The organism is Ruegeria sp. CDSC021 (assembly GCF_059610845.1).
In genome coordinates, this window is the sequence record NZ_JBXWOK010000001.1 from 615,419 (window position 1) to 636,835 (window position 21,417).

Below are 21,417 nucleotides of genomic sequence, written 5' to 3' on the forward strand. Positions count from 1 at the left end.
ATCAACAGAACAGGTCATTTGAGACGGAAAACAGCATCAGAGCCAGAATGATTGACACTCCGATGCCCATCAGAATCCGCAGCGCTTTGTCGCTGGGTGGTTTCCCAGAGATGGCCTCATATGCGTAAAATACCAAGTGTCCCCCATCCAAAGCCGGAATCGGAAACAGGTTTAGCAAACCGACAGCAGTTGACAGAACAGCGATAAAGAAGATGAAGTTCTGCGCACCCTGGCTGGCCATCGCACCCGAGGTTTCGGCGATTCCGATTGGGCCGGACATGTTGCAAGTGCTGATCGCTCCGGTCACCATGTGCCAGATACCTGAAAGAGACCCGTCAATGATACGCAATGTTTGTCGTACACCGCCGCCGAGAGATGTCAGGATGCCCGCCCTTTCGGTTGCAGGTTCTAGCATCATGCCGCCGACGATCCCGATCCTCCAATGCGTTACAAAACCACCATCAGACTGCGGCTCATCCGTGCGGCGTGGAGCCAGGGCAAACTCCAGTTCCGCTCCGTCACGCCAGACATTCAACAGCAGTGGCCGCCCATCAGAGCTTTCCACATGGTCCTTGAGCTGTTCAAAGGCATAAACCGGGTCGCCATTAACCGCTGTTATGACATCCCCTTGTGCCAGGCTGATATCCATTGCTGCGCTGCGCGGAACAACCTGTTGTATCAGAGGGGGGAACAGCCAAGGTGCGGAAACGTCCAATGTGTCACCGTCACGAAGAACTGTGTAATCAAGAACGGGGTCAACGGGCAAAGAGTCTACGAACTCGCTCCACGATCCTTCTTGCTCGAAATCTGGCAGGTCAATACCTGCAATCGCGTGGATTTCATCACCTTCACGCAGCTCTTGCACTGTCCCGGGCAGAGGATGCAGAGACCCAACGGTCAGAGGGTCTCTGGTTGCGCCTTGAGTAAAGAAAATTAGGGCAAAGACCAGTATCGACATTGCGAAATTAAAGATTGGCCCTGCCGCAACAGTTGCCGTCCTGGCCCAAAGTGGCGCGCCATGCATCGTGCGGCGCAGCTCCTCCGGGCTTTGCTCGGAAATTTCAGACATTGCGGCTTCGTCTTTGCCGGATGCTGCATTGGCATCACCCAGAAACTTGACATACCCGCCGAATGGAAGCGCTGCGATCTGCCAGCGCGTTCCTCTTTTGTCGATACGGCTCCAGAGTACGGGACCGAAACCGATTGAGAACACTTCGGCGTAGATGCCGGACCAACGGCCAACAATGTAATGCCCGTATTCATGTACGGCTACGATGGCGGATAACGCGATCACAAAGGCGAATATGGTGTAAATCAAATTGCCGAACTGTGGGATCAGTGAGAGTACGTCCAATTTATTTTCCTGCTCGTTGCGCAACGGCGTTATCGACCCATATACGTGCCAGATGGTCGGTTTGCAGCACGTTATCAAGGGTCATTGGGGCGTCAATATGGTTGTCCTGTGCATCGAAACGATCCAAGACGGCGGCCACGATGTCTGCCATATCAAGGAAACCAATGCGACCTGCAATGAAATGGTCGAGTGCACATTCTTTGGCTCCGTTGAAAACCGCTCCGGACAGCCCGCCCCGCTCCATGACTTCGCGTGCTAACCGCAAAGCCGGATATCGGTTTTCGTCTGGTTCGTGAAATCGCAACTGTCCCAGCTTTGCAAGGTTCAGCCTTTCGACCGGAAGGGTCTGACGTATTGGCCAATTCAGGGCATATCCGATCGCGTGGCGCATATCTGGCGCGCCCATATGGGCCATAACCGCGCCATCGTTAAACCCGACCATCGCATGAACGATGGATTCAGGATGCACGATCACTTCGATCATATCCGGGGAAATGCCGAAGAATTCGCGTGTTTCGATCACCTCGAGCGCCTTGTTGAACATCGAAGCGCTATCAATCGTGATCCGCTGCCCCATATTCCAGTTCGGGTGGCTCGAGGCCTGCTCAACCGTGGCTGAGGCCAATTTGCTTATTGGCCAATCACGGAAAGCGCCGCCGCTGGCAGTGATGATGATACGCTCGACCGATGCCATATCTTCACCGACCAGAGCTTGAAAAACGGCAGAATGTTCGCTGTCCACCGGCAGCAATCGGGCATTGTGCTTTCGGGCAGTATCCAGAACCAAAGAACCCGCGCAGACAAGCGTTTCTTTATTCGCCAAAGCCAGCGTCGCGCCCTGTTCAAGCGCCGTCAGCCCTGGTTGCAACCCCGCAGCCCCAACGATGGCAGACATGACCCAGTCAGCCGGTCGCGCCGCAGCTTCGGCCAGAGCATTCGCGCCGGCGGCGACCTCGACATCAGAACCGGCCAAGGCCGCTCGCAGGTCCTCAAGCCGGTCTGGGTGGGCTGTAATCGCGATATCCGCCTTCAAACGTTTGGCGTCACGTGCAAGTTGTTCGATATTGGCTCCACCAGTCAGGGCGACAACATCATACGCTGATGGATTTCGGTCAATCAGATCTATCGTGTTTTGCCCGATAGAACCCGTCGCGCCAAAAACAGAGATTTTGCGCATCACATGGCTCCGGGGGAAAAAATCAACCCCACAAGCAGAACGAACAGAGCGGCCCCCATCATCCCATCGAATCGATCAAGGAAGCCGCCATGGCCGGGAATCAGGTTCGAACTGTCCTTGACGCCGAATTTTCGTTTGGCCGCGCTTTCGACAATATCGCCGGCCTGGCTGGCCATTGACGCCAGAACCGAGATCACGATGAACCAAGTTCCGAAGCCGCCGTAAGCCGCAAAGGCTAAGCCAACAATGGCAGCCGCTACCCAGCCTCCTGCTGTTCCCGACCACGTCTTTTTCGGGCTGACTCGTGGCCAGAATTTTGGCCCACCCAATGCCTTTCCGACAAAATATCCGGCGACATCCGTAGCAACGACGACCGATATCAGCCAGACCATCCAGACAAACCCCATATTCGTCCGGATTGAGATAAAGCCCAGCCCCGCGGCCGCGATCCACAGCGCAAATAGGGTATAGATACCCCGGTACCGGCTGACCTGCCCTGCCCCGACCAGTGCCGGAGCAAGCAAGAAGGGAAGTTTATAGAGTGCCGGAAGATGGTAACTCAGCACCACCGCAAAACCGGTCAATATGGCAAGCTGGATCGCAACAGCTTTCCTGCCCGGGTCGATCATACGGACCAGTTCCCAGGTCATCAGCCCGCAAGCAATGGAAATGAAGGCTTCGAACCACAGACCGCCCAGCCAGACCTCGACAGCGCCAACGGCAACAAGGACACCCGCCGATAATACGCGGGCAGTCAGGTCGGACCAGCGCCCGTCACTCATGCCGGTACAGCTCCGAACCGTCGGTCGCGGCTGCCATAGCTCAGGCACAGGCGCTCAAGCTCTGCCGCAGTGAAATCTGGCCAGAGCGTGTCGATGAATTCGTATTCCGAATAGGCGGATTGCCATAACAGAAAATTGGAAATTCGCGCCTCGCCGCTGGTTCGGATCACCAGATCAGGATCGGGAAGAACATGTGTGTCCAGATATTTCGGCAGCGTTTCTTCGTCTACATCATCAGGATGCAAGCGCCCGTCAGCGACATCCTGTGCCAGACGTTTGGTAGCCCGCGCGACTTCATCCCGACCGCCATAGTTCAACGCAATGGTCAGGTGAACCAGATCATTTCCCTCGGTCTCGGCCTCAAGCGTATCCATCAATTCGATCAGTTTGGCATCCAACCTGACCCTGTCACCGATGAAACGCACCCGAACACCCGAGTCTCGGAGCGTCCGGGTTTCCTTGATAATATAGCGCCGAAACAAGCTCATCAGACCGGCAACTTCGACCTGAGTGCGTTTCCAGTTCTCGGTCGAAAACGCAAAAACAGTCAGATATTTGATACCAAGCCTCGGGCAGGCCTCGACCACATCGCGCACACGTCTTGCCCCGGCGTGGTGGCCAAACAGGCGAGGTCGCCCGCGGGCCTGCGCCCAGCGACCATTGCCATCCATGATGATCGCGACATGCTGGGGCCCTCTTTCGGGCATGGTATGCGAGGAAGAGGGCATCACCCGGTCTCAGACCTGCATGATTTCTGCCTGCTTGGTCTCAAGCGCGGCATCTACTACCTTGATCATCTGGTCGGTTAGATCCTGCACTTCGCTTTCCCAGAACTTCTGGTCATCTTCGGACATACCGTCAGCCTTGGCCTTCTTGATCTGATCCATCCCGTCGCGGCGCACATTGCGGATCGAAACGCGCGCGTGTTCGGCATATTGTCCGGCGACTTTGCCCAACTCGCGACGGCGTTCTTCGTTCAGTTCCGGGATCGGTAGCATGATGATCGTTCCGTTAAGCTGAGGGTTGATGCCCAGCCCACTTTCGCGGATCGCTTTTTCCACTTTGCCGACCAGCCCTTTATCCCAGACATTGACCGTTACCATACGCGGCTCGGGCACATTGACCGTTCCCACCTGGTTGATCGGCGTCATCGAACCATAGGCATCGACCATCACCGGCTCGAGCATCGAGGCCGAGGCGCGCCCGGTGCGCAGCGATGCAAATTCGGTTCTGAGGTTTGACATTGCGCCGTCCATGCGGCGTTTCAGGTCGTCTGTGTCCAGTTCGAAATCGTCAGACATTCTGCTCACTCCCCGTCTTCAGGTACTGTTTGCATGGCTCATAAGCCATTCAATTTGGGATGTATAGCAATGATGGTCCGTATTTACGCCATTGACCAGAGGTGTTTGCCGGAATTCCGCGAACCTGCAGCCACAAAATTAACCGACCGCAAATCAATGCGGTCGGTCAGACATATTCATTCCGGATCAGGCGTTTACGTCTACGACAACACGACCTTTTACCTGACCTTGCAGGATATCCGCCCCTAATTGGGGCAGATCGCTCAGCTTTGCGGGATGGATCATCGCCTCAAGCTTGTCCATCGGAAGGTCGGTTGCTATCCGCTGCCAGGCCCGCAGCCGATTTTCATAAGGCTGCATCACGCTGTCGATCCCCAAGAGGTTCACACCGCGTAAAAGGAACGGGATAACAGTTGCCGGAAGGCCCGCGCCGCCAGCCAACCCCACGGCCGAGACCGAGGCACCGTATTTCATCTGCCCCAGAACGCGTGCCAGCATTGCGCCGCCAACTGCGTCCACACAGCCAGACCATGCCTCGCTTTCCAGGGGGCGCTTAGTTGTCTCGTTCAACTCTTCGCGTGGCACAATGGTCGTGGCGCCCAAAGACTTCAGGTAATCGGTGGTTTCCGGCCGTCCGGTGACGGCTGCCACTTCGTATCCCAAATTGGCAAGAATCGCCGTCGCGACCGAGCCGACACCACCTGCCGCGCCCGTGACCAAGACCGGACCGTGCCCCGGTTTCAGCCCATGATCCTCAAGCGCCATAACCGCCAGCATCGCGGTGAACCCAGCGGTTCCGACGGCCATCGCCTGGCGGGGCTCCAACCCATCGGGCAGCGGAACCAACCAATCGGCACGGGCATTGGCTTTTTGTGAGTACCCACCCCAATGCGCCTCACCGACACGCCAACCGGTCAGGACCACTTTGTCACCCGGTTTATATCGCTCATCCGAAGACGACTCGACCGTCCCCGCATAGTCGATGCCAGGAACATGCGGATAGCTGCGTACCAGCCCCCCGCCTTTGGGCGACAGGCAAAGACCATCCTTATAATTTACCGTTGAATACTGAACCGCCACGGTAACCTCACCCTGCGGCAGATCCCCTTCCGAAAGCTGCTGAACCGAGGGGCTGGCCAGCCCGCTTTCCTCGTCTTTTTCCATCACCAGTGCGTTGAACATCAAAATGTCCTCCTGTTTTGGACGTCAGAGTACAGCCCCGACCCCGTGTAATAACCTGTTTCTGAACCCGATACGCCGCTTGCGATCATATCCAGAATTTTTCCCTTACAGTCGCCTCACGCATACCGTCGGGCGTTTCGACCTCTATCTTCGTGCCTTCGTCCCAATGGCTGAGCTTGAGCATCCCAATGGAAACATTGGTGTTGAAATCCGGAGACCAAGCGGCAGAAGTGATTTGACCGACCCGTTTCCCCTGCGCGTAAACCGACCAAGGAGCAACGCAGGCCCCCACCGCCGGCCCAGCGATTTCAATCGGACGGATTTGCTGGATCGGCCCTTCTTTTGCGACCCGCAACAACGCGTCCCGGCCAATGCACCCAATCGCGGTATGCGTGTTACAGAATTTGCCCAAACCACATTCATGCGGGGTGTTGTCGTCGGTCATATCGTTTCCGTAGGACAGCAACCCAGCCTCAATGCGTTCGATCAGGTTGGGACAACCTGCGCGTACGTTCAAATCCTCGCCTGCCGAAAACAGCGCATTCCACAGCGGCATTCCGATATCGCTGCCTTCGACATAGATCTCGAACCCGCCCTGTTTGGAATAGCCTGACCTTGCGATGGCCAGATCACGGCCCGCAAATTCGAACATGTCGAATTTGAAGAACCGGATATCTTTGACGCGCTCGCCGAATACGCGGGACATCAGCTCATCCGCCATCGGACCTTGTATGGCCAGGGGTGAGACGTCCGGCTCATCCACCAGAACATCCAATCGATAGCCGTTCGCTATCCCCTTGACCCACAACAACAAATCGCTGTCGGCGATGGAAATCCACCAGCGGTCCTCGGACAGTTTCACCGCAACCGGATCATTCAACATGCCACCGGTCTCATCAACGATAGGGACGTAATAGCATTGACCGGGCAACATGCCCCGCAAATCACGTGGCGTCAGCATTTGCATAAGGCGTGCCGCGTCGGGACCTCTGAGTTCGACCTGTCGCTCACACGAGACATCCCAGACCTGCACATGCTTTTTCAAGTGCCGGTAATCAGCCTCGACGCTGTCGAATACAGTTGGCAATAGCATCCGGTTATAAACCGTGAATGCCTTTACGCCTGCGGCTTCGACCCCTTCAGAAAAAGGTGTGCGCCGCAACCGGCGAGAGAAGGAAATATTGGCCACTCAAGCCTCCTCGGGCATAATGCCAGATCACAGTTCGAAGCCTGCGGTCCCGTCAGAATCTGGTGCAACAGGCCGCGATGGCGTGTCTGGCGATTGAAAATTTGGATCACGTATTGCACGTAATCCTTTGTGATTTCGTGTTATTTCGGCCCTTGCCAATCGATTGGGCAGATTTCGGCGGATTTTCCACCGAAATCCCAGACCCGACCGTAATCGCGGACCTTGGATTTGGTGCCGCGCGCCACGATAATGTCCGGTCCCATCCAGTATTTCGAGTTTGAGACCATCACCGGATGCTCAGGGTCCTTGCCCGCCAACATCTCGATTTCGCCCTGGATTTTCCGACCAATCATGATGCGGCGCTTGGTCCCGTCGCGTTCGATTTGAACCGGAGCACGTTCGGCCCCGATAATTTCGCTGACCAGCATGGTAAACAAGCCGGTCGTGCCCCCGGCCTGACCGCTGAATATCTGGAGCAACCCGTTATAGGCCTTACCGCTGGCCCGTTCGTCGACATAGGCGGCAACTTTCCACTGCCCCTCACCCATGCGACCCGGAATATCGACCAGAAGGCCAACATTGAGGCCCGACAGATCTTCGCCCTCGTAATGGCCCTCATCGATGACAATCCCCATCCAGGCATGACAATGACCCTCGGTCGGAGGATGCGCGCCCAGCGATACGACACAGGGGCAGAACAGATCGCACGAGCAGTTAAGGATCAGCTCTCCCTTGATCGCCCAATTCGTCGGGCTCATCTCACGCCGCTTGGGGTTGGGCATGCGGCTGTCGATACGCTGGCTGATCGGCAGGCGATCCGCCTCTGGTTTTTTGTTCTTAGCCAATAGCTTATCCTCCATAGATAAAGGGGTACACGAGCAAGGCACAGCCGCCCGCGATAAGAGCAAATCCCAGCGGTCGTGTAATCACGTGACCGATCTGGGGTAGTTTTTCGAGAACCATGAAAAATGTCGCCAGACCCATCCACAGCAGACTCATGACGCCGCCCACAAAGCCGAGCGCCATAAAGCCCCAGCAGCATCCAACGCAGAACGCACCAAGGCCAAGCCCCATGCGAAAACCGCCTGAAAAACCGGTTTTCCAATGGCCGAAAAAATAGGTCATTGGCGCATGGCAGACCCCATGGCACAGCTCTTTGGCGCGGGTGAACTGAAAGGCGCCGACGGCGATCATCAACCCACCCGCAACAAGCCCGGATTTAGCAATGCCCAGCATGTCGACAACGCCGCCAAACAGCAGAACCAGTTGCACCCCGGTAATGAGCGCGGCAAACCCGACCCAGACGACGAAATAACCCACCAAGACGCCAATCCAGCCGGACCGCGTCCCATTTGCGCTGCGGATCAGATCGTCATAGCTGCGCAAAGTTGGGACAATGGTCGGCAACATCATTGCGGCCATCATGATGGCCCACATCCAAAACAGCGGGCCGAACTCTGCCATGGGCATGTACATGTCCATCCTGGGGTCCATGGCACGCATAGCCTGCCCCATCGCTCCGGGACGACCGATCCAGTCCAGATCCATGGCGCGGTTCATCACAAACATCATCCACCACGCCCACAGGATCAGAGCGTAGAATCCCAGCCAAAACCCATTACGTAGAACTGCGCGACTCACTTGTCCCTCCCGACTCAGTCCTTGCAATTCAAATGTCAGACTTTTAAATGTCAGACAAATGAAATTTTGCCTGCGGCCCTGCTCAAAATGAAAATCGACCCCAAGAAACCTGCTGATCTTTCGGTTCAGATCGCCCAATCAATCCGAGATGCGATCATATCGGGTCGGTTGATTGTAGATGAACGCCTGCCTTCTGAGGCGGAACTGTCCGACCAGTTTCAGGTGTCCCGACCAACCGTGCGCGAGGCCCTTAAACGCCTTGCGGCACAATCCCTGATCCGCACCCAACGTGGCGCGACCGGCGGCGCATTTGTCAACCGGCTGAGCTATCAGGATGCGTATTCCCAACAGATCACAACATCTACGTTGCTGCTGTCCATGAATGCGGTCAGTTTTGAAACGGCTTGCGAGGCTCGGTATTCGCTGGAACGCGCCTGCGCAACTTTGTCAGCCGAACGCAGGACGGCGGATCATCTGGCGACGATGCGTGCCGAGATATTTCGGCAGGCTCAACCCGGGCTGACAGACGAAGCCTTTTGCGCCTCGGATGTGACCTTTCACCGGGCATTGGTCGATGGGGCCGGCAATCCGGTGTTGTCCTATCAACTGGCCGGCGCCGTCGAGGCGATGCAGCCTTTGATGAACATGATCACGTTTACGGCGCGGTCCCGAGAAGAGATCATCGTGTTGCACAACCAGATTGCCGATGCTTTGGATCGGCGGGACGCTGCTGCGGTAGATTCAGCACTGGTGGATCTCGAAGCTTATACCCGTAAGCTTGCCCTGGACGTTGCCAAACAGCGGCGCAAACCAACCGAATGAGGGTACAATGACGTCGATTTTGAATGTTGCAGCGGCGGTTCTGACAATCGGTTTCGGCCTCTTTGGGTTTCTCGCGCCCGCCTGGACCGCGGCCTCGCTGGATCTGGCACCCACGAACAGCACGATGGGTCTAAGCGAAATGCGAGCTTCGGTCGGTGGACTTTTTGTTGTCACCGGAATTGCGGTCATTTGGCTGAACACTCCCATGGCCTATGCGATGTTGGGCGTTGTTTATGCCGGCGCAGCCTTGGGCCGGTTTGTTTCCGTCATTCTGGATCACCCCCCTTTGATCAAAGCGATGACATTTGGGGGAATCGAGCTGATATTGGCGCTGTGGCTGATCCTGGCAAACATTAACCGACCAAGCTAAGGCGTTATTATATAATCCGTCTTTTAGTTGAAGTATGGGGTTTGCTTTCCCCTTGTGGCTCACCTATATAAGGGATGTCCTTCGGGACTATGGACATAAACGCGCTCGTAATAAGCGGATCGGACCCGGGGGCGGTACCCGGCGGCTCCACCAATATCCTTCATTTGAGGATCGCGGGGCCGAAATAGGATCGACGAACGTCTAAAGGGGTTAGCTTTGTCTCGGCGGGGTGCCACCGTACCGGCCCAAACAGTACAATTGCAAATGACAATCGTGCTCCGGTTGCAGTTGCTGCGTAAGCAGTAGCAAGACCGAAACTTAAGCCCTTGCGCCTAGCAGCGTAAGGCGGGGTTCGCAGGTACCTGGCAACAGAAACCTGCATTTTCCCTTAAATGTCTGCTGTTTAACCCTGTCTGTGTTCACGTTCAGAGTTTGTTCACTCATTCGCGTCATGCTCGGCCCGTGAGGAAAAGGAGAGCTGGGATGTCACACGCAGATATACTCAGAGAATGGTATTCAGAGGTTTGGGAAAACGGAAATACCGATGCGATTGATCGGTATTTCGCGCCGGAAACGACAGCCGAAGGACTGATTCCGGAAATGCAGGTGGGGGCCGATGATTTTCGGGATCTGGTCATGGCGTTTCGCCACATTCTGGGCGATATCCATGTTGAGCTGCCCAAAATCATCGAAAATGGCGATTGGGTATCGGCGATATTGCAGGTCAGCACAACACGCGCCGATAACGGCGCACCACTGCAGGCCTCTGGCAGTATGATTGGCCGCATTAAAGAAGGTCGTATTGTCGAGGCGTATAACCAGTTTGACTTCATTTCCTTATTTGAACAGCTTGGTCAGTTTCCCAAGGACACCCTGCCCGTATGCATGACTGGTCAACGGCTGGACTGGGCCTAGGAAATGAGCTCGCAATCTTGACCCCGACCGGCCTGTCGCGGTAGCAAAGCCTATGGGGTAAGATTGCGAACGCCCCGTGAGGCGACAGCCCAAGTTTCGCATGTATCCGTCGATCACAGGAGACATGCCATGCCTGCGCCTAATGCTATCACACCGAAACAACTGTTACGTCTGATCGGAACGTCCCGGGCGCCTGTTTTGGTGGACATCTGCACTGACACCGATTTTGAACAGGACCCTTATCTGATACCGGGCTCGGTTCGTCATCCGGCGAAGGATCTGGATGGGCTGAAGGGGCTCATCGCTAACCGCCCCTGCATCATCATTTGCCAAAAGGGCAAAAAGCTGAGTCAGGCCGTTGTTTCCTGGCTGAGGAGTGAAGGCGTGGCCGCTGAGTATCTGGAAGGCGGCATGTATGCTTGGCGCGAGACGCCCGATGCACCGCGCATCCCATTTGCAGATATACCAGCGTCTCCTTCACTCTGGGTAACGCGCCATCGGCCTAAGATTGATCGCATTGCTTGCCCCTGGTTGATCCGGCGTTTCATCGACCCCAACGCACGTTTTCTGTTTGTTGCCCCATCCGAAGTGGCAAAGGTATCCGAAGTCTTTAACGCCACCCCGTTCGATGTTGAGGGCGTCCGCTGGAGCCATCGTGGGGATAACTGCACATTTGATGCTTTGGTAAAAGATTTCCAGCTTGCTACGCCCGCAATGAACAGGCTTGCGACAGTTGTCCGGGCCGCGGATACGAACAGGCATGATCTGGCGCCCGAAGCAGCCGGGCTTCTTGCGGTCTCGGTGGGGCTATCGCGCCTATATAAAGACGACCATCAGGCCATCGAGGCCGGGATGCATCTGTACGATGCCTTGTATCTCTGGGCCCGCGACGGGTTTGATGAGAAACATGATTGGCCGGCAGTCGAGAAATGAGCACACCAACATATCCTGAACTCATCCGCGTGTTCGGCCGCATTGGATTGCTGTCCTTCGGCGGCCCGGCAGCCCAGATATCATTGATGCATCAGGAACTCGTCGAAAGGCGTCCCTGGCTGGACGAAGAAACCTATCTACGGGCTCTGTCGCTGTGCATGTTGCTGCCCGGCCCCGAGGCGATGCAGCTTGCAACTTATTCCGGCTGGCGTCTGCGCGGCGTCTCGGGCGGTATGATCGCAGGCAGCCTGTTTGTTCTGCCCGGTGCGATCATTATCTCAGCATTGGTGGCACTATACGCGGCCTATGGCGCGCTTCCTCTGGTGCAGGCCGCGTTTCTCGGCGTCAAAGCTACGGTGATCATCATCGTGCTACAGGCCCTGCGAAACCTGTCCCGCAAAGCGCTGTCGGACGTCTCACATCGTGCGATCTCGGGCCTCGCGTTTCTGGCAATCTTTCTGTTCGACCTCCCCTTCCCCGCGATCATCGCGGCGGCAGCCCTTTGGGGGTATCTGAGCTTCAACGGCGTCGCCGCCCGACCGGTCGACACCCCCACCCCGCGCCTAAGCGATGTGCTGCGGAACGCGTCAATCTGGTTGGTTCTGTGGCTTGGCCCGTTGTGGCTGTTAAGTCTTTCTGGTCAGAAACTTCTCAGCGATCTTGGCTGGTTCTTTGCCCGCCTCGCAGTTGTGACATTTGGCGGGGCCTACGCTGTTCTAGCTTACATGACGCAGACCGTTGTGGATCAGTATAACTGGATATCCACAGATCAGATGATCGACGCGCTTGGTCTGGCGGAAACGACACCGGGGCCTTTGATTTTGGTAACACAATTTGTCGCTATGCTGACCGGTCAGATCTCGGGCGGATCGATGCTGGCCATCGCCGCAGGTATCGTTGCACTTTGGGCAACATTCGTTCCCTGCTTTCTGTGGATATTCCTCACAGCCCCCTATCTTGACCACATCGCTGCGCGGCCCCGGTTATCGGCGGCCCTGCAAGGTATTACCTCTGCTGTGGTTGGGGTGATTCTCAACCTATCCGTGTGGTTTGCCCTGAATGTGCTGTTTTCAGAACTGCCAAACAAAACCTTTGGACCAATCAGCCTGCCCTGGCCTGAATTGACCTCATTGGATGTGAAAGCCGCTGTGCTGACTGTCTTCGCCGGAGCGTTGATTTTTAAACTTAAATTCGGCATGGCGCTTACGCTAATGGTTATGCTAGCTGCTGGCACCGGCCTGTTTTTTCTCTGAACAGTCAGCGTGTAACCGGCCTTTCGTTTCCAAAGGAATCCCTTATGCTTAGGGAAGCCACTTTTGAGGATGACACATGTCGCAAGACATCGACTATGGGAACCTGATGCACACCGCCATGCGCGGGCTGATCAAGACGGTTCTGACCAGCGTTTCAGAAACTGGCCTGCCGGGTGCGCACCACTTTTTCATTACGTTTGACACCAGGTGTGACGGCGTGGAAATTGCCGACTGGCTGCATGATCGTTATCCGGAAGAGATGACTGTTGTGATGCAGCATTGGTTCGAAAATCTTGAGGTCGGCGAAAGCGGATTTGCCATCACGCTCAACTTTGGCGACGCGCCGGAACCTTTGTACATCCCCTATGCCTCGATCAAAACATTCGTCGACCCCTCTGTGGAATTTGGCCTGCGTTTTGAAAGCCCGGATGAAGAGGATGACTTTGATCCGATGGACGATGAGATAATCGAGGTCGAAGAAGAACCGCAACAGCATGACGCTGATGTCGTGTCGCTGGACAGCTTCAGAAAATAGTATATGCGCTGGAAAGCCTCGCGGTTTGCGGGGCTTACTCTTTCGTCAGGAACGTCTCTACGGAACGTGATTTGGTACCGTTGCGGAAACGGGAAAATGACAGGTTCAGACCGCCTTCTGCCAGCGTTCTGTCATATTGCTGCAGCTCATAGCCGCCATTTTCTGCAATGAACAACGAAAACACGGTCAGAGTTTGACCCTCAATCCGGCCCCAGACGAACGGTTCCCCCTGCATCGGGTCAAGCGGAACTTCATGGCCGAATACATTGCGCTTCATGGCCGCGGAAAAGATGTCCGATCTGTCCGAGGTCTGAAAATCAATCGAGAATGCCTGTTCCTTGACGCGGCCATTCAGTTTGTAAGTTGTCGTCTTCCAACTAACATTGAACCCGTTCTTCAATTCCTGGATTGACACACTCATATCACGAGGTGTTTCGGTCCCGTTTGCATCGACAACATTGGCAGACCCAACGTAGCTGCCAACAAAGGGCTCAATATCTGCCGCATGAAGCGGATTTACCACCAAGGAGGCCCACAGAACGGTGGCAAAGGAATAGATAATGAATTTCAGGCAAGTGGTCGGGTGATTCAGACGCATTGCGGCCTCCGGCGTGCTCTGACTCTATAGTAGCTCACCCACCGGCGCGTACAATGGCGGTGATGGCGATTGCGACGAGAAAAATGACGCAGCTCTGCGCCTATACCTTTGTCAGGCATAAGTTTATGATGCGCGCAACTGGCCGATTGCACCGCGACGCTGCTGACTGTAATTGGCATGCAATGGTATACATGACGGAGTGACCGATGTCTCAAACCCGCACCGAATCCGACAGCTTTGGCCCGCTGGAGGTTCCCGCAGACAAATACTGGGGTGCGCAGACCCAGCGTTCGATTATGAACTTCCCCATTGGATGGGAAAAACAGCCTGTTGCCATCGTGCGGGCCTTAGGTGTGATCAAAAAAGCCTGCGCCATGCAGAACAAGTCGACCGGGAAACTGGACGCGCGAATTGCGGATGCGGTGATTCAGGCCGCGGGTGAGGTTTTTGAAGGTAAGTTCGATGACAACTTTCCGCTGGTCGTCTGGCAAACAGGATCCGGCACCCAGTCGAACATGAACTCGAACGAGGTTATTGCGAACCGGGCTATCGAAATCCTGGGTGGTACAATCGGCACAAAAGACCCGGTTCATCCAAACGATCATTGCAACATGGGCCAGTCCTCGAACGACACGTTCCCGACGGCCATGCATATCGCCACGGGTATGAGCGTTCGGGACGTTCTGCTGCCGGGTCTGGAAAAGCTGGCCTCGGGGCTGGAGCAGAAGGCCGAAGAATTCAAAGACATCATCAAGATCGGCCGGACCCATACGCAGGATGCCACGCCGCTGACACTGGGTCAGGAATTTGGCGGCTACGCCCATCAAATTCGTCAAGGTATCGCACGGGTCAACGCCGCGATGCCTGGCATTTACGAGCTTGCCCAGGGCGGCACCGCTGTTGGTACCGGCCTGAACACCCAAACCGGGTGGAGCGAGGCAGTCGCTGTGAATATGGCTGATATCACCGGCCTGCCCTTTGTGACCGCTCCGAACAAGTTCGAGGCGCTGGCCGCCCATGATGCGATGGTTTTCCTGTCAGGCGCACTGGCGACCATCGCTGGTAGCTGCTATAAAATAGCGAATGATATCAGGCTGTTGGGCTCGGGTCCGCGATCCGGTTTGGGCGAATTGATCCTGCCCGAGAATGAGCCCGGATCGTCGATCATGCCGGGCAAGGTCAACCCGACCCAAGCCGAAGCGCTGACTCAGGTCGCAGCCCATGTCATGGGCAATGATGCCGCCATCAAATTCGCCGGCAGCCAGGGACATTTCGAATTGAATGTCTATAACCCCATGATGTCCTACAATCTTTTGCAGTCGATCCAACTGCTTGGTGATGCCACAGACAGCTTTACCGAGCGGATGTTGCTGGGCATTCAGGCCAACGAACCACGCATCGAAAAGCTGATGAAGGAATCGCTCATGCTGGTCACCGCCCTTGCCCCAACCATCGGGTATGACAACGCCACGACCGTCGCCAAGACCGCGCATAAGAATGGCACCACCCTCAAGGAAGAGGCCATCGCGCTTGGCTTTGTCGACGCCGAGACCTTTGACGCGGTTGTGCGTCCCGAACAAATGATTGGGCCCAAGGACTGATGGCAAAGCCGGTCAATCTGAACCGGTACAGAAAAGACAAGGCGCGGGCCGAGAAAAAGGCCCGCGCCGACCAGAACGCTGTGTCATTTGGGCGCAACAAAGCCGAGAAAGACGCAAGTAAAAAACATCTGGAAAAGTCGCGGCGCGACTTGGATGGGCACGAGATCGACAAATGAGTGGACGTCCCATCAAACGCTCATTGACGCTTAAAGGTCATCGAACCTCGGTATCTCTTGAGGACGAGTTTTGGAAAGCCTTTCGTGCCATTGCAGCTGATAAAGATATGGCAATCAACGCCTTAGCTGCGGAAATTGATTTTAACCGCGACCCTGAGGTCGGATTGGCTTCGGCAATACGCGTTTATATTCTGAACTGGTATCGCGGCTGACTTTCCGTTCTTGATTTGACCTCTGAAAAACGCCTATGCTCATACCAGAACAAAAGGGGTACATCGCGATGAGCAAGACAGTTACCGGCCCAGACGGTCAACCGCGTTGTGCATGGTGTCAGTCTGCGCCAGAGTTTTTCGACTATCACGACAATGAATGGGGCTATCCGGTCAGCGACGATCAGCGTTTGTTTGAGAAGCTCTGCCTTGAAAGCTTTCAGTCCGGCCTCAGCTGGCGCACCATTCTTTCCAAACGCGAGAACTTTCGAAAAGCATTTAAACATTTTGATTACAACGCAATAGCGAAGTTTGATGAGGCAGATGTCACCCGTCTTTTGCTGGATGCAGGCATTGTCAGGCACCGCGGAAAGATCGAAGCAGTCATCAACAACGCCCGGCGTGCCCAGGAGCTGGTGGCAGCTGAGGGGTCGATTGCAGCTTATGTCTGGCGCTATGAGGCCAGTTCACCGCCAGCGCCACAAACAGCCTCAACTTCGGCTGAATCTATTGCCATGTCCAAAGACCTTAAAAAGCGGGGATGGAAGTTTGTGGGCCCGACCACGGTTTTTGCATTCATGCAGGCCATGGGTCTTGTAAACGATCATGCGACCGAGTGCTCTATGCGGGAAAAAGCGGCACAGATGCGCCGCGATTTCACTAAACCGGAATAGCGCAGCTTAGGCAGAGGCGCGAGAAATCTTATCGATATTGCTGCCGAGGGCCGTATTGAATTCGGCATCTGACTGCTTTTTCGACAGTCCTTCGGTCAGCGCACGAGAGAAAGACGCAATCATCTTGCTATTCTGCGCCAGCAGATCACAGGCTTGTTCGGTCGAATATCCGCCGGACAGGGCTACGACCCGCAAAACTCTGGGGTGGTCAGCCAGATCGTCATACAGATTAGCCTGGCTGGGGATGGTAAGCTTAAGCATGACATCCTGACCATCATCCAACTGATCTAGGTTCTGCAAGATTTCCGATTTTAGAATTGCTTCGGCTTCGGCTTTGGTGGTCGAGTTGATGTTCACCTCGGGCTCGACAATCGGAACCAAACCGGCGGCAACGACTTCACGCGCCACATCGAACTGCTGCGCGACAACGTTTGCGATGCCTTTGGCGTTGGCCTCATGAATCACGGAACGTTCCTTAGTGCCGAAAACGCCTTCGGCTTTAGCCAAAGTGTCGGCCAGACCGGGGATCGGTTTCATGACCTGAACGCCATTGGCCTCATCCTCGAGGCCCTTGTCGATCTTCAGAAACGGAACAATGCCTTTTACGTTCCAAAGAAAATCTGCGACTTTACGGCCATCTATCTCTTCGCCGAGCGTGCGTTCGAACAGGATCGCGCCGATGACTTTGTCGTTTGTGAAGCCATCCGCCAGAATGATACGCGCGCGCATCTTCTGGATTTCGCCGAACATCTCTGCGTCCGAGCCGTATTCTGACGCGTCTACCCCATAAAGCGCCAGCGCCTTTGGGGTCGAGCCGCCACTTTGGTCCAGAGCAGCAATAAAACCGGCACCGTTGGACATCTGCTCGCGCTGTTGTGTTTTGGACATATGACTTTCCCGTTCGAAATGATTCCGCGTTTTTCAACCGCATACAGCATGGAGCATGCCGATGGTAGTTTGTTAGCGCTCAACCAGGCGCAACCAAATTCCATCTTTGGATCTGACGGTCAGATGAGCCACCGGAACCGGCTCTGGCGTGTCCGAGATTTCGAACCTGAACTTCCGCAGTAGTGACGACAGCAATAAGGGACCTTCGACCATTGCAAAACCGGCACCGATGCAAATGCGCGACCCGGCCGAGAATGGGATGAATGCCTCTCTGGGACAACTTTCCTCATTGCCCTTGGCCCAGCGGGACGGGTCGAACCCGTCGGGGTCTGCCCACAGACGTTCGTGCCGATGCAGGTGCCATGGGCTGATGACTATCTGCGAGCCCGGTTTAATAGCCCGGCCCCTGAAGTTTTCGCGGCATGTGGCCTCTCGCACCATCATCGGGACCGGAGGGTACAGGCGCAGCGTTTCCCGAAACACATCGCGGCTGAGCTTCAGCAGCGATACGGAGGTAAAATCGGATAGGTCCAGCCCTTGCGCCTCGGCCGCCAGCTTGTCCTGCCAATCCGGGTGGGTCGCCAAAAGGTACAATGCCCAAGCCAACGCAGAAGCGCTGGTCTCGTGGCCTGCCAGAAAGAAGATCGCCACCTGATCAGCCATCTCCTGCGTGTCAAAACACTTGCCGGTCTTGGGATCAGCCGTTGTCATGATCTTTGTCGCCAGATCATGCGGCGCCTGCCCGGCCTCAATCATCCTCGCGCGTTGAGCGGTCATTTCGGTGATCAGCATCCTGATTTCACGCGCGGTCTTGCGAGTTTTTCTGGAATGTAGCCGCGGCATCCATTTGGGCAGAGGCAGAAACGCCGCCAAGTTCAACAGCGGTTGCTCTCTTTGATAGGTTCGGAATTTCTCAAAAACCTGAGACGCAACGCGGTCTTCAATCGGTACAGAAAAAAGCGTTCGAAAGATCACATCCGCGGCGAGGTGACTGGTGACCTCTTCGCACTCGATGACAGAACCGGCCTGCCCGCGCAGACGCGCGACGCAGGCCTCTGCCGCCTGGACCATGGCCGGATAGGTATCTTTCAGGCGCCCGCCCTCAAACGCCGGGTCGATAACCCGGCGCTGGCGTTTCCAGTTTTCACCATTGGTCAGAAAGACCGAATTCCCCAGCAACGGCCGCAGACCCTCGCCAATACGATCTGATTTCGGAAAATCATCGGGGCGTTTTTTCAGAACGGTTTCAACAAGTTCTGGTTGGTTCGTCAGATATGATCGAAAGAACGGCGTCTTAAACTCGGCCATCCATGCGCGGTACAATCGCTGCGGCTGTGCCGAGAGGATGTCCTTGCGAAACAACCTGAAATAGCGCCACAGCGAAACCCTGTCTGGCCGCGATGTGGGCTTTGGCGGGGTCATGGCTGCACCGATACATATTTGGAAACGGATTGCGCAATCCGTGATCCCGAGGGTTTACGCCCTGCGAACCGATGCCCAAGCGACAGAGGCCCGGCAGTCACGCGGAAATAATCGTACCTGTCCGGGTGATCAAAGGCGCAGAGATATTGGAAGTGCAGTCTGAAAAACCGCCACCTCAGGGCGCGCCACCGTTCTGCTGACAGCGTTTGCGTAAACGCGGCAGATAACACCAAAGGCCAGCGCTGATCGGCATCGGCTACCCCGCTTACAGCGACAGGATCACACAGAGCGAATGCGCAGCCGTCCCCAGGTGCAGAAATGTCGACCCAAGCCAAGTCTTCGCGTTTCGAAAGAAACCCCAGGTCCGCGCGCAGATCATATGCGTTGGGCAGGAACGAGACCATGGGAACCACCTGCCCCAATGTCAGAAAGGACAGCTCAGGCCCGTCTGTGCCCACCCGTCCGGATCGGATCAGATTGGCCAGAACCGTGACACCCAGATGAGCGCCGGAACTGTGGCCGACGATCAGAACCTCATCCGTCTCATCGGTAAGAGCTGCGGCAATCGCATTTGTGAACTCCGATAGGCGTCCGGCCAATTCAGGAGGTGTTTTACCGCCTGAAGCCGCTGAATAGGCGTAATCGTGCATCAGATAATAGACGAACAGCTTGTTGTCGATTTTCCGGAACCACAGCATCAGCACATAGGCAACACCAATAGACAGAACCAACGCCACCAAAGACAGGACCGGCGCAATCAGAACTGTCAGCCCGATGACCACAGCCATTGCGACCAAAAGCTGTGCGATCAGCATCACGATCGGATAAATCGCGGCAATCACCGGACCTTTGCGCAATCGCATCAGGCGCCATAACACGCCGGTCGAGATATAGATCCATGCCGTACGCAGCATCTGCAGATAGGTGGCCGCAATCGAGTTCGACATGCTGGAGCGTACGATGTCGGACCAGACCAGCACCTCGACATCTGTGTGAACTTCAGCCCCGTCCTGAACCGAATGGACGTGCCATCCATACAAGCCCTCTCCGGTTTTGGGCGAGACCGAGATTTCATACCCTGAAATAGCCGCCTGTCTTGCGCTTTCACTGCGGTAAAGCTCGCGATAGCGCCGTGGGGGGATCGGGTCATATCCGGGAATATAGAATACCCTACGCCGTTTCACTCGAGGCTGATTTGTCTGACTGCTCATGGTCTTACCTTCTGCGACGCAGGTTAGCGCAGCATTACAGCCAAAGTAAGTCAGATAAGAGGGTTACCCAAAGTTTGCCAGCGCCGGGAAGGCTTCCAACAGCCACCAGCTGAACTCAGTGAACAGGCCGGTGATCAGCATGATACCAACAAACAGCAACAGGCCACCCATGATCCTCTCGATCAGTGCCATATGGGGCTTTATTCGGTTCATCACCGACATGGATCGGTTCAGGAACATCGCGGCGAGCAGGAAAGGTATGCCAAGACCCGCTGCATAGACGCCCAGCAACAATGTCCCACGTGCGACGGATGCCTCGGAGGCAGCCAGCGACAGGATCGCACCCAGTTGCGGGCCGATACAGGGCGTCCAGCCAAAGGCGAAGGCCAGACCCAGAATATAGGCCCCAAAGACAGACCCGCCGCTGTCTCCGGCTTCGATCCGGGCCTCGCGGTCAAGGAATGGGATGCGGAAGACGTTCAGAAAATGCAGGCCAAAAACGATGACCACCGCGCCTGAAATCTTGGCGAACAGCACTTGGTTCTGCAGCACGAACGCCCCAAACGCCGAAGCCGTGAAGCCAAGCAACAGAAACACCGTGGACAGCCCCATGACAAAGAACAGCGCCGAAAGTGTCGCTTTTCTGCGTGCGCGGGCCTCATCCTGCATCTCGTTGATCGTGACGCCACTCATATAGGCGAGATAGGGCGGCACAATCGGTAGCACGCAGGGCGATAAAAAGCTGATCAACCCACCGAGCAATGCGATGAACATGGCGGGCAACAGCCCTGCGTCAATGATATCAATTCCGAACATGTTTCAGCACATATGTCATGAAGTCGCCCGCGTCACGGGGCCATTCGGTCACATCCTCGTGGTTGCACGCTGGACACCGTCTGAAAGTGGAAATATCTCAGGTACATGTCAAACCAAACCGAGACACTGGACGCGTTGGGGCTGCTGTGCCCTCTGCCCGTCCTGAAGGCCCGTAAACGGCTCAAGTCAATGCCCGCGGGAGCGGTCTTGAAAGTGCTGGCGGATGATCCCGCTGCAGTCATTGATGTTCCACATTTCTGCATGGAAAGTGGACATCGCTTGCTGTCACAGGAAGAATCTGACGGGCATCAGGTCTACACCATCCAGAAGTCCGTTTGAGACCCGTCAAATAAAAAGGCGGGCTCTGA

Annotated in this window: 25 protein-coding genes and 1 other RNA gene; 12 read left to right on the forward strand and 14 right to left on the reverse strand. The window is 55.7% G+C overall.

Annotation, left to right across the window (positions count from 1 at the left end; all coding sequences use genetic code 11):
• Position 1: 1 nt before the first annotated feature.
• The 9 genes from rseP to AC2FGB_RS03140 all read right to left on the reverse strand — a co-directional run bounded on the left by rseP (position 2) and on the right by AC2FGB_RS03140 (position 8,626).
• Positions 2 to 1,354, reverse strand: coding sequence for an RIP metalloprotease RseP (rseP, locus tag AC2FGB_RS03100; protein WP_496693192.1), 1,353 nt, complete (start codon positions 1,352 to 1,354; stop codon positions 2 to 4).
• Position 1,355: 1 nt separating this feature from the next.
• A complete protein-coding gene (gene dxr, locus AC2FGB_RS03105; protein WP_496693193.1) occupies positions 1,356 to 2,531 on the reverse strand; it encodes a 1-deoxy-D-xylulose-5-phosphate reductoisomerase in 1,176 nt (391 codons plus the stop codon).
• Complete coding sequence (locus tag AC2FGB_RS03110; protein ID WP_142633917.1) at positions 2,531 to 3,313, reverse strand: phosphatidate cytidylyltransferase; 783 nt, start codon at positions 3,311 to 3,313, stop codon at positions 2,531 to 2,533. The genes dxr and AC2FGB_RS03110 overlap by 1 nt, the downstream gene beginning before the upstream one ends.
• Positions 3,310 to 4,041, reverse strand: coding sequence for an undecaprenyl pyrophosphate synthase (gene uppS, locus AC2FGB_RS03115; protein WP_281994644.1), 732 nt, complete (start codon positions 4,039 to 4,041; stop codon positions 3,310 to 3,312). Before uppS ends, AC2FGB_RS03110 begins: the two co-directional genes overlap by 4 nt.
• Positions 4,042 to 4,050: 9 nt before the next feature.
• Complete coding sequence (gene frr, locus AC2FGB_RS03120; protein WP_142633921.1) at positions 4,051 to 4,614, reverse strand: ribosome recycling factor; 564 nt, start codon at positions 4,612 to 4,614, stop codon at positions 4,051 to 4,053.
• A 186-nt stretch (positions 4,615 to 4,800) separates the two neighbouring features.
• Positions 4,801 to 5,796 (reverse strand): acryloyl-CoA reductase, encoded by a 996-nt coding sequence (acuI, locus tag AC2FGB_RS03125; protein ID WP_496688008.1) that lies wholly within the window; start codon positions 5,794 to 5,796, stop codon positions 4,801 to 4,803.
• 85 nt (positions 5,797 to 5,881) lie between these two features.
• Positions 5,882 to 6,985, reverse strand: coding sequence for a dimethylsulfoniopropionate demethylase (locus AC2FGB_RS03130; protein WP_496693194.1), 1,104 nt, complete (start codon positions 6,983 to 6,985; stop codon positions 5,882 to 5,884).
• 140 nt (positions 6,986 to 7,125) lie between these two features.
• Positions 7,126 to 7,830: a DUF1326 domain-containing protein gene (locus AC2FGB_RS03135; protein WP_281994647.1), complete on the reverse strand. Its 705-nt coding sequence runs from the start codon at positions 7,828 to 7,830 to the stop codon at positions 7,126 to 7,128.
• A gap of 4 nt (positions 7,831 to 7,834) precedes the next feature.
• Positions 7,835 to 8,626 carry a DUF2182 domain-containing protein gene (locus AC2FGB_RS03140; protein WP_282027420.1) on the reverse strand — a complete coding sequence of 264 codons (792 nt, stop codon included), beginning with the start codon at positions 8,624 to 8,626 and terminating at the stop codon, positions 7,835 to 7,837.
• A gap of 87 nt (positions 8,627 to 8,713) precedes the next feature.
• On the opposite strand from AC2FGB_RS03140, the gene AC2FGB_RS03145 reads away from it, so the two are divergent.
• From AC2FGB_RS03145 to AC2FGB_RS03175, 7 genes are all read left to right on the forward strand, one after another.
• Positions 8,714 to 9,448: a FadR/GntR family transcriptional regulator gene (locus tag AC2FGB_RS03145; protein ID WP_142633929.1), complete on the forward strand. Its 735-nt coding sequence runs from the start codon at positions 8,714 to 8,716 to the stop codon at positions 9,446 to 9,448.
• A gap of 7 nt (positions 9,449 to 9,455) precedes the next feature.
• Entirely contained in the window at positions 9,456 to 9,818 is a 363-nt protein-coding gene (locus AC2FGB_RS03150) for a DUF4345 family protein (protein WP_271947018.1), read from the forward strand.
• 37 nt (positions 9,819 to 9,855) lie between these two features.
• Positions 9,856 to 10,201, forward strand: a transfer-messenger RNA (tmRNA) gene (gene ssrA / locus AC2FGB_RS03155).
• 100 nt (positions 10,202 to 10,301) lie between these two features.
• A complete protein-coding gene (locus tag AC2FGB_RS03160) occupies positions 10,302 to 10,733 on the forward strand; it encodes an ester cyclase (protein WP_142633933.1) in 432 nt (143 codons plus the stop codon).
• A 129-nt stretch (positions 10,734 to 10,862) separates the two neighbouring features.
• Entirely contained in the window at positions 10,863 to 11,666 is an 804-nt protein-coding gene (locus tag AC2FGB_RS03165; protein WP_496675492.1) for a chromate resistance protein ChrB domain-containing protein, read from the forward strand.
• Positions 11,663 to 12,919: a chromate efflux transporter gene (gene chrA, locus AC2FGB_RS03170; protein ID WP_496693195.1), complete on the forward strand. Its 1,257-nt coding sequence runs from the start codon at positions 11,663 to 11,665 to the stop codon at positions 12,917 to 12,919. Before AC2FGB_RS03165 ends, chrA begins: the two co-directional genes overlap by 4 nt.
• Positions 12,920 to 12,995: 76 nt before the next feature.
• The gene (locus tag AC2FGB_RS03175; RefSeq protein ID WP_271947008.1) at positions 12,996 to 13,454 is read left to right on the forward strand and encodes an SspB family protein; all 459 of its coding nucleotides are present in this window, start codon (positions 12,996 to 12,998) and stop codon (positions 13,452 to 13,454) included.
• Positions 13,455 to 13,488: 34 nt separating this feature from the next.
• Here the strand turns inward: AC2FGB_RS03175 and AC2FGB_RS03180 are convergent, their stop codons facing one another.
• Positions 13,489 to 14,052, reverse strand: a complete 564-nt coding sequence (locus AC2FGB_RS03180; RefSeq protein ID WP_271947005.1) for a hypothetical protein — start codon at positions 14,050 to 14,052, stop codon at positions 13,489 to 13,491.
• Between the two features lie 206 nt (positions 14,053 to 14,258).
• Here AC2FGB_RS03180 and fumC point away from each other — a divergent pair, with 206 nt between their 5' ends.
• The 4 genes from fumC to AC2FGB_RS03200 all read left to right on the forward strand — a co-directional run bounded on the left by fumC (position 14,259) and on the right by AC2FGB_RS03200 (position 16,712).
• On the forward strand, positions 14,259 to 15,653 hold the full coding sequence (gene fumC, locus AC2FGB_RS03185) for a class II fumarate hydratase (RefSeq protein WP_496687995.1): 1,395 nt from the start codon (positions 14,259 to 14,261) through the stop codon (positions 15,651 to 15,653).
• A complete protein-coding gene (locus AC2FGB_RS03190) occupies positions 15,653 to 15,829 on the forward strand; it encodes a DUF4169 family protein (protein WP_142633944.1) in 177 nt (58 codons plus the stop codon). The genes fumC and AC2FGB_RS03190 overlap by 1 nt, the downstream gene beginning before the upstream one ends.
• Entirely contained in the window at positions 15,826 to 16,041 is a 216-nt protein-coding gene (locus tag AC2FGB_RS03195; protein ID WP_271947000.1) for a ribbon-helix-helix domain-containing protein, read from the forward strand. Before AC2FGB_RS03190 ends, AC2FGB_RS03195 begins: the two co-directional genes overlap by 4 nt.
• Before the next feature lie 68 nt (positions 16,042 to 16,109).
• A complete protein-coding gene (locus AC2FGB_RS03200; RefSeq protein ID WP_496693196.1) occupies positions 16,110 to 16,712 on the forward strand; it encodes a DNA-3-methyladenine glycosylase I in 603 nt (200 codons plus the stop codon).
• Positions 16,713 to 16,718: 6 nt separating this feature from the next.
• Here the strand turns inward: AC2FGB_RS03200 and AC2FGB_RS03205 are convergent, their stop codons facing one another.
• The 4 genes from AC2FGB_RS03205 to AC2FGB_RS03220 form a co-directional block, all read right to left on the reverse strand.
• Entirely contained in the window at positions 16,719 to 17,600 is an 882-nt protein-coding gene (locus AC2FGB_RS03205; RefSeq protein WP_496693197.1) for a fructose bisphosphate aldolase, read from the reverse strand.
• 72 nt (positions 17,601 to 17,672) lie between these two features.
• On the reverse strand, positions 17,673 to 19,022 hold the full coding sequence (locus AC2FGB_RS03210; RefSeq protein ID WP_496693198.1) for a cytochrome P450: 1,350 nt from the start codon (positions 19,020 to 19,022) through the stop codon (positions 17,673 to 17,675).
• Positions 19,019 to 20,233 carry a hypothetical protein gene (locus tag AC2FGB_RS03215; protein ID WP_496693199.1) on the reverse strand — a complete coding sequence of 405 codons (1,215 nt, stop codon included), beginning with the start codon at positions 20,231 to 20,233 and terminating at the stop codon, positions 19,019 to 19,021. Before AC2FGB_RS03215 ends, AC2FGB_RS03210 begins: the two co-directional genes overlap by 4 nt.
• Before the next feature lie 63 nt (positions 20,234 to 20,296).
• On the reverse strand, positions 20,297 to 21,049 hold the full coding sequence (locus AC2FGB_RS03220) for a cytochrome c biogenesis CcdA family protein (RefSeq protein ID WP_271946989.1): 753 nt from the start codon (positions 21,047 to 21,049) through the stop codon (positions 20,297 to 20,299).
• 105 nt (positions 21,050 to 21,154) lie between these two features.
• On the opposite strand from AC2FGB_RS03220, the gene AC2FGB_RS03225 reads away from it, so the two are divergent.
• Positions 21,155 to 21,388 carry a sulfurtransferase TusA family protein gene (locus tag AC2FGB_RS03225; RefSeq protein WP_271946987.1) on the forward strand — a complete coding sequence of 78 codons (234 nt, stop codon included), beginning with the start codon at positions 21,155 to 21,157 and terminating at the stop codon, positions 21,386 to 21,388.
• Positions 21,389 to 21,417 lie beyond the last annotated feature (29 nt).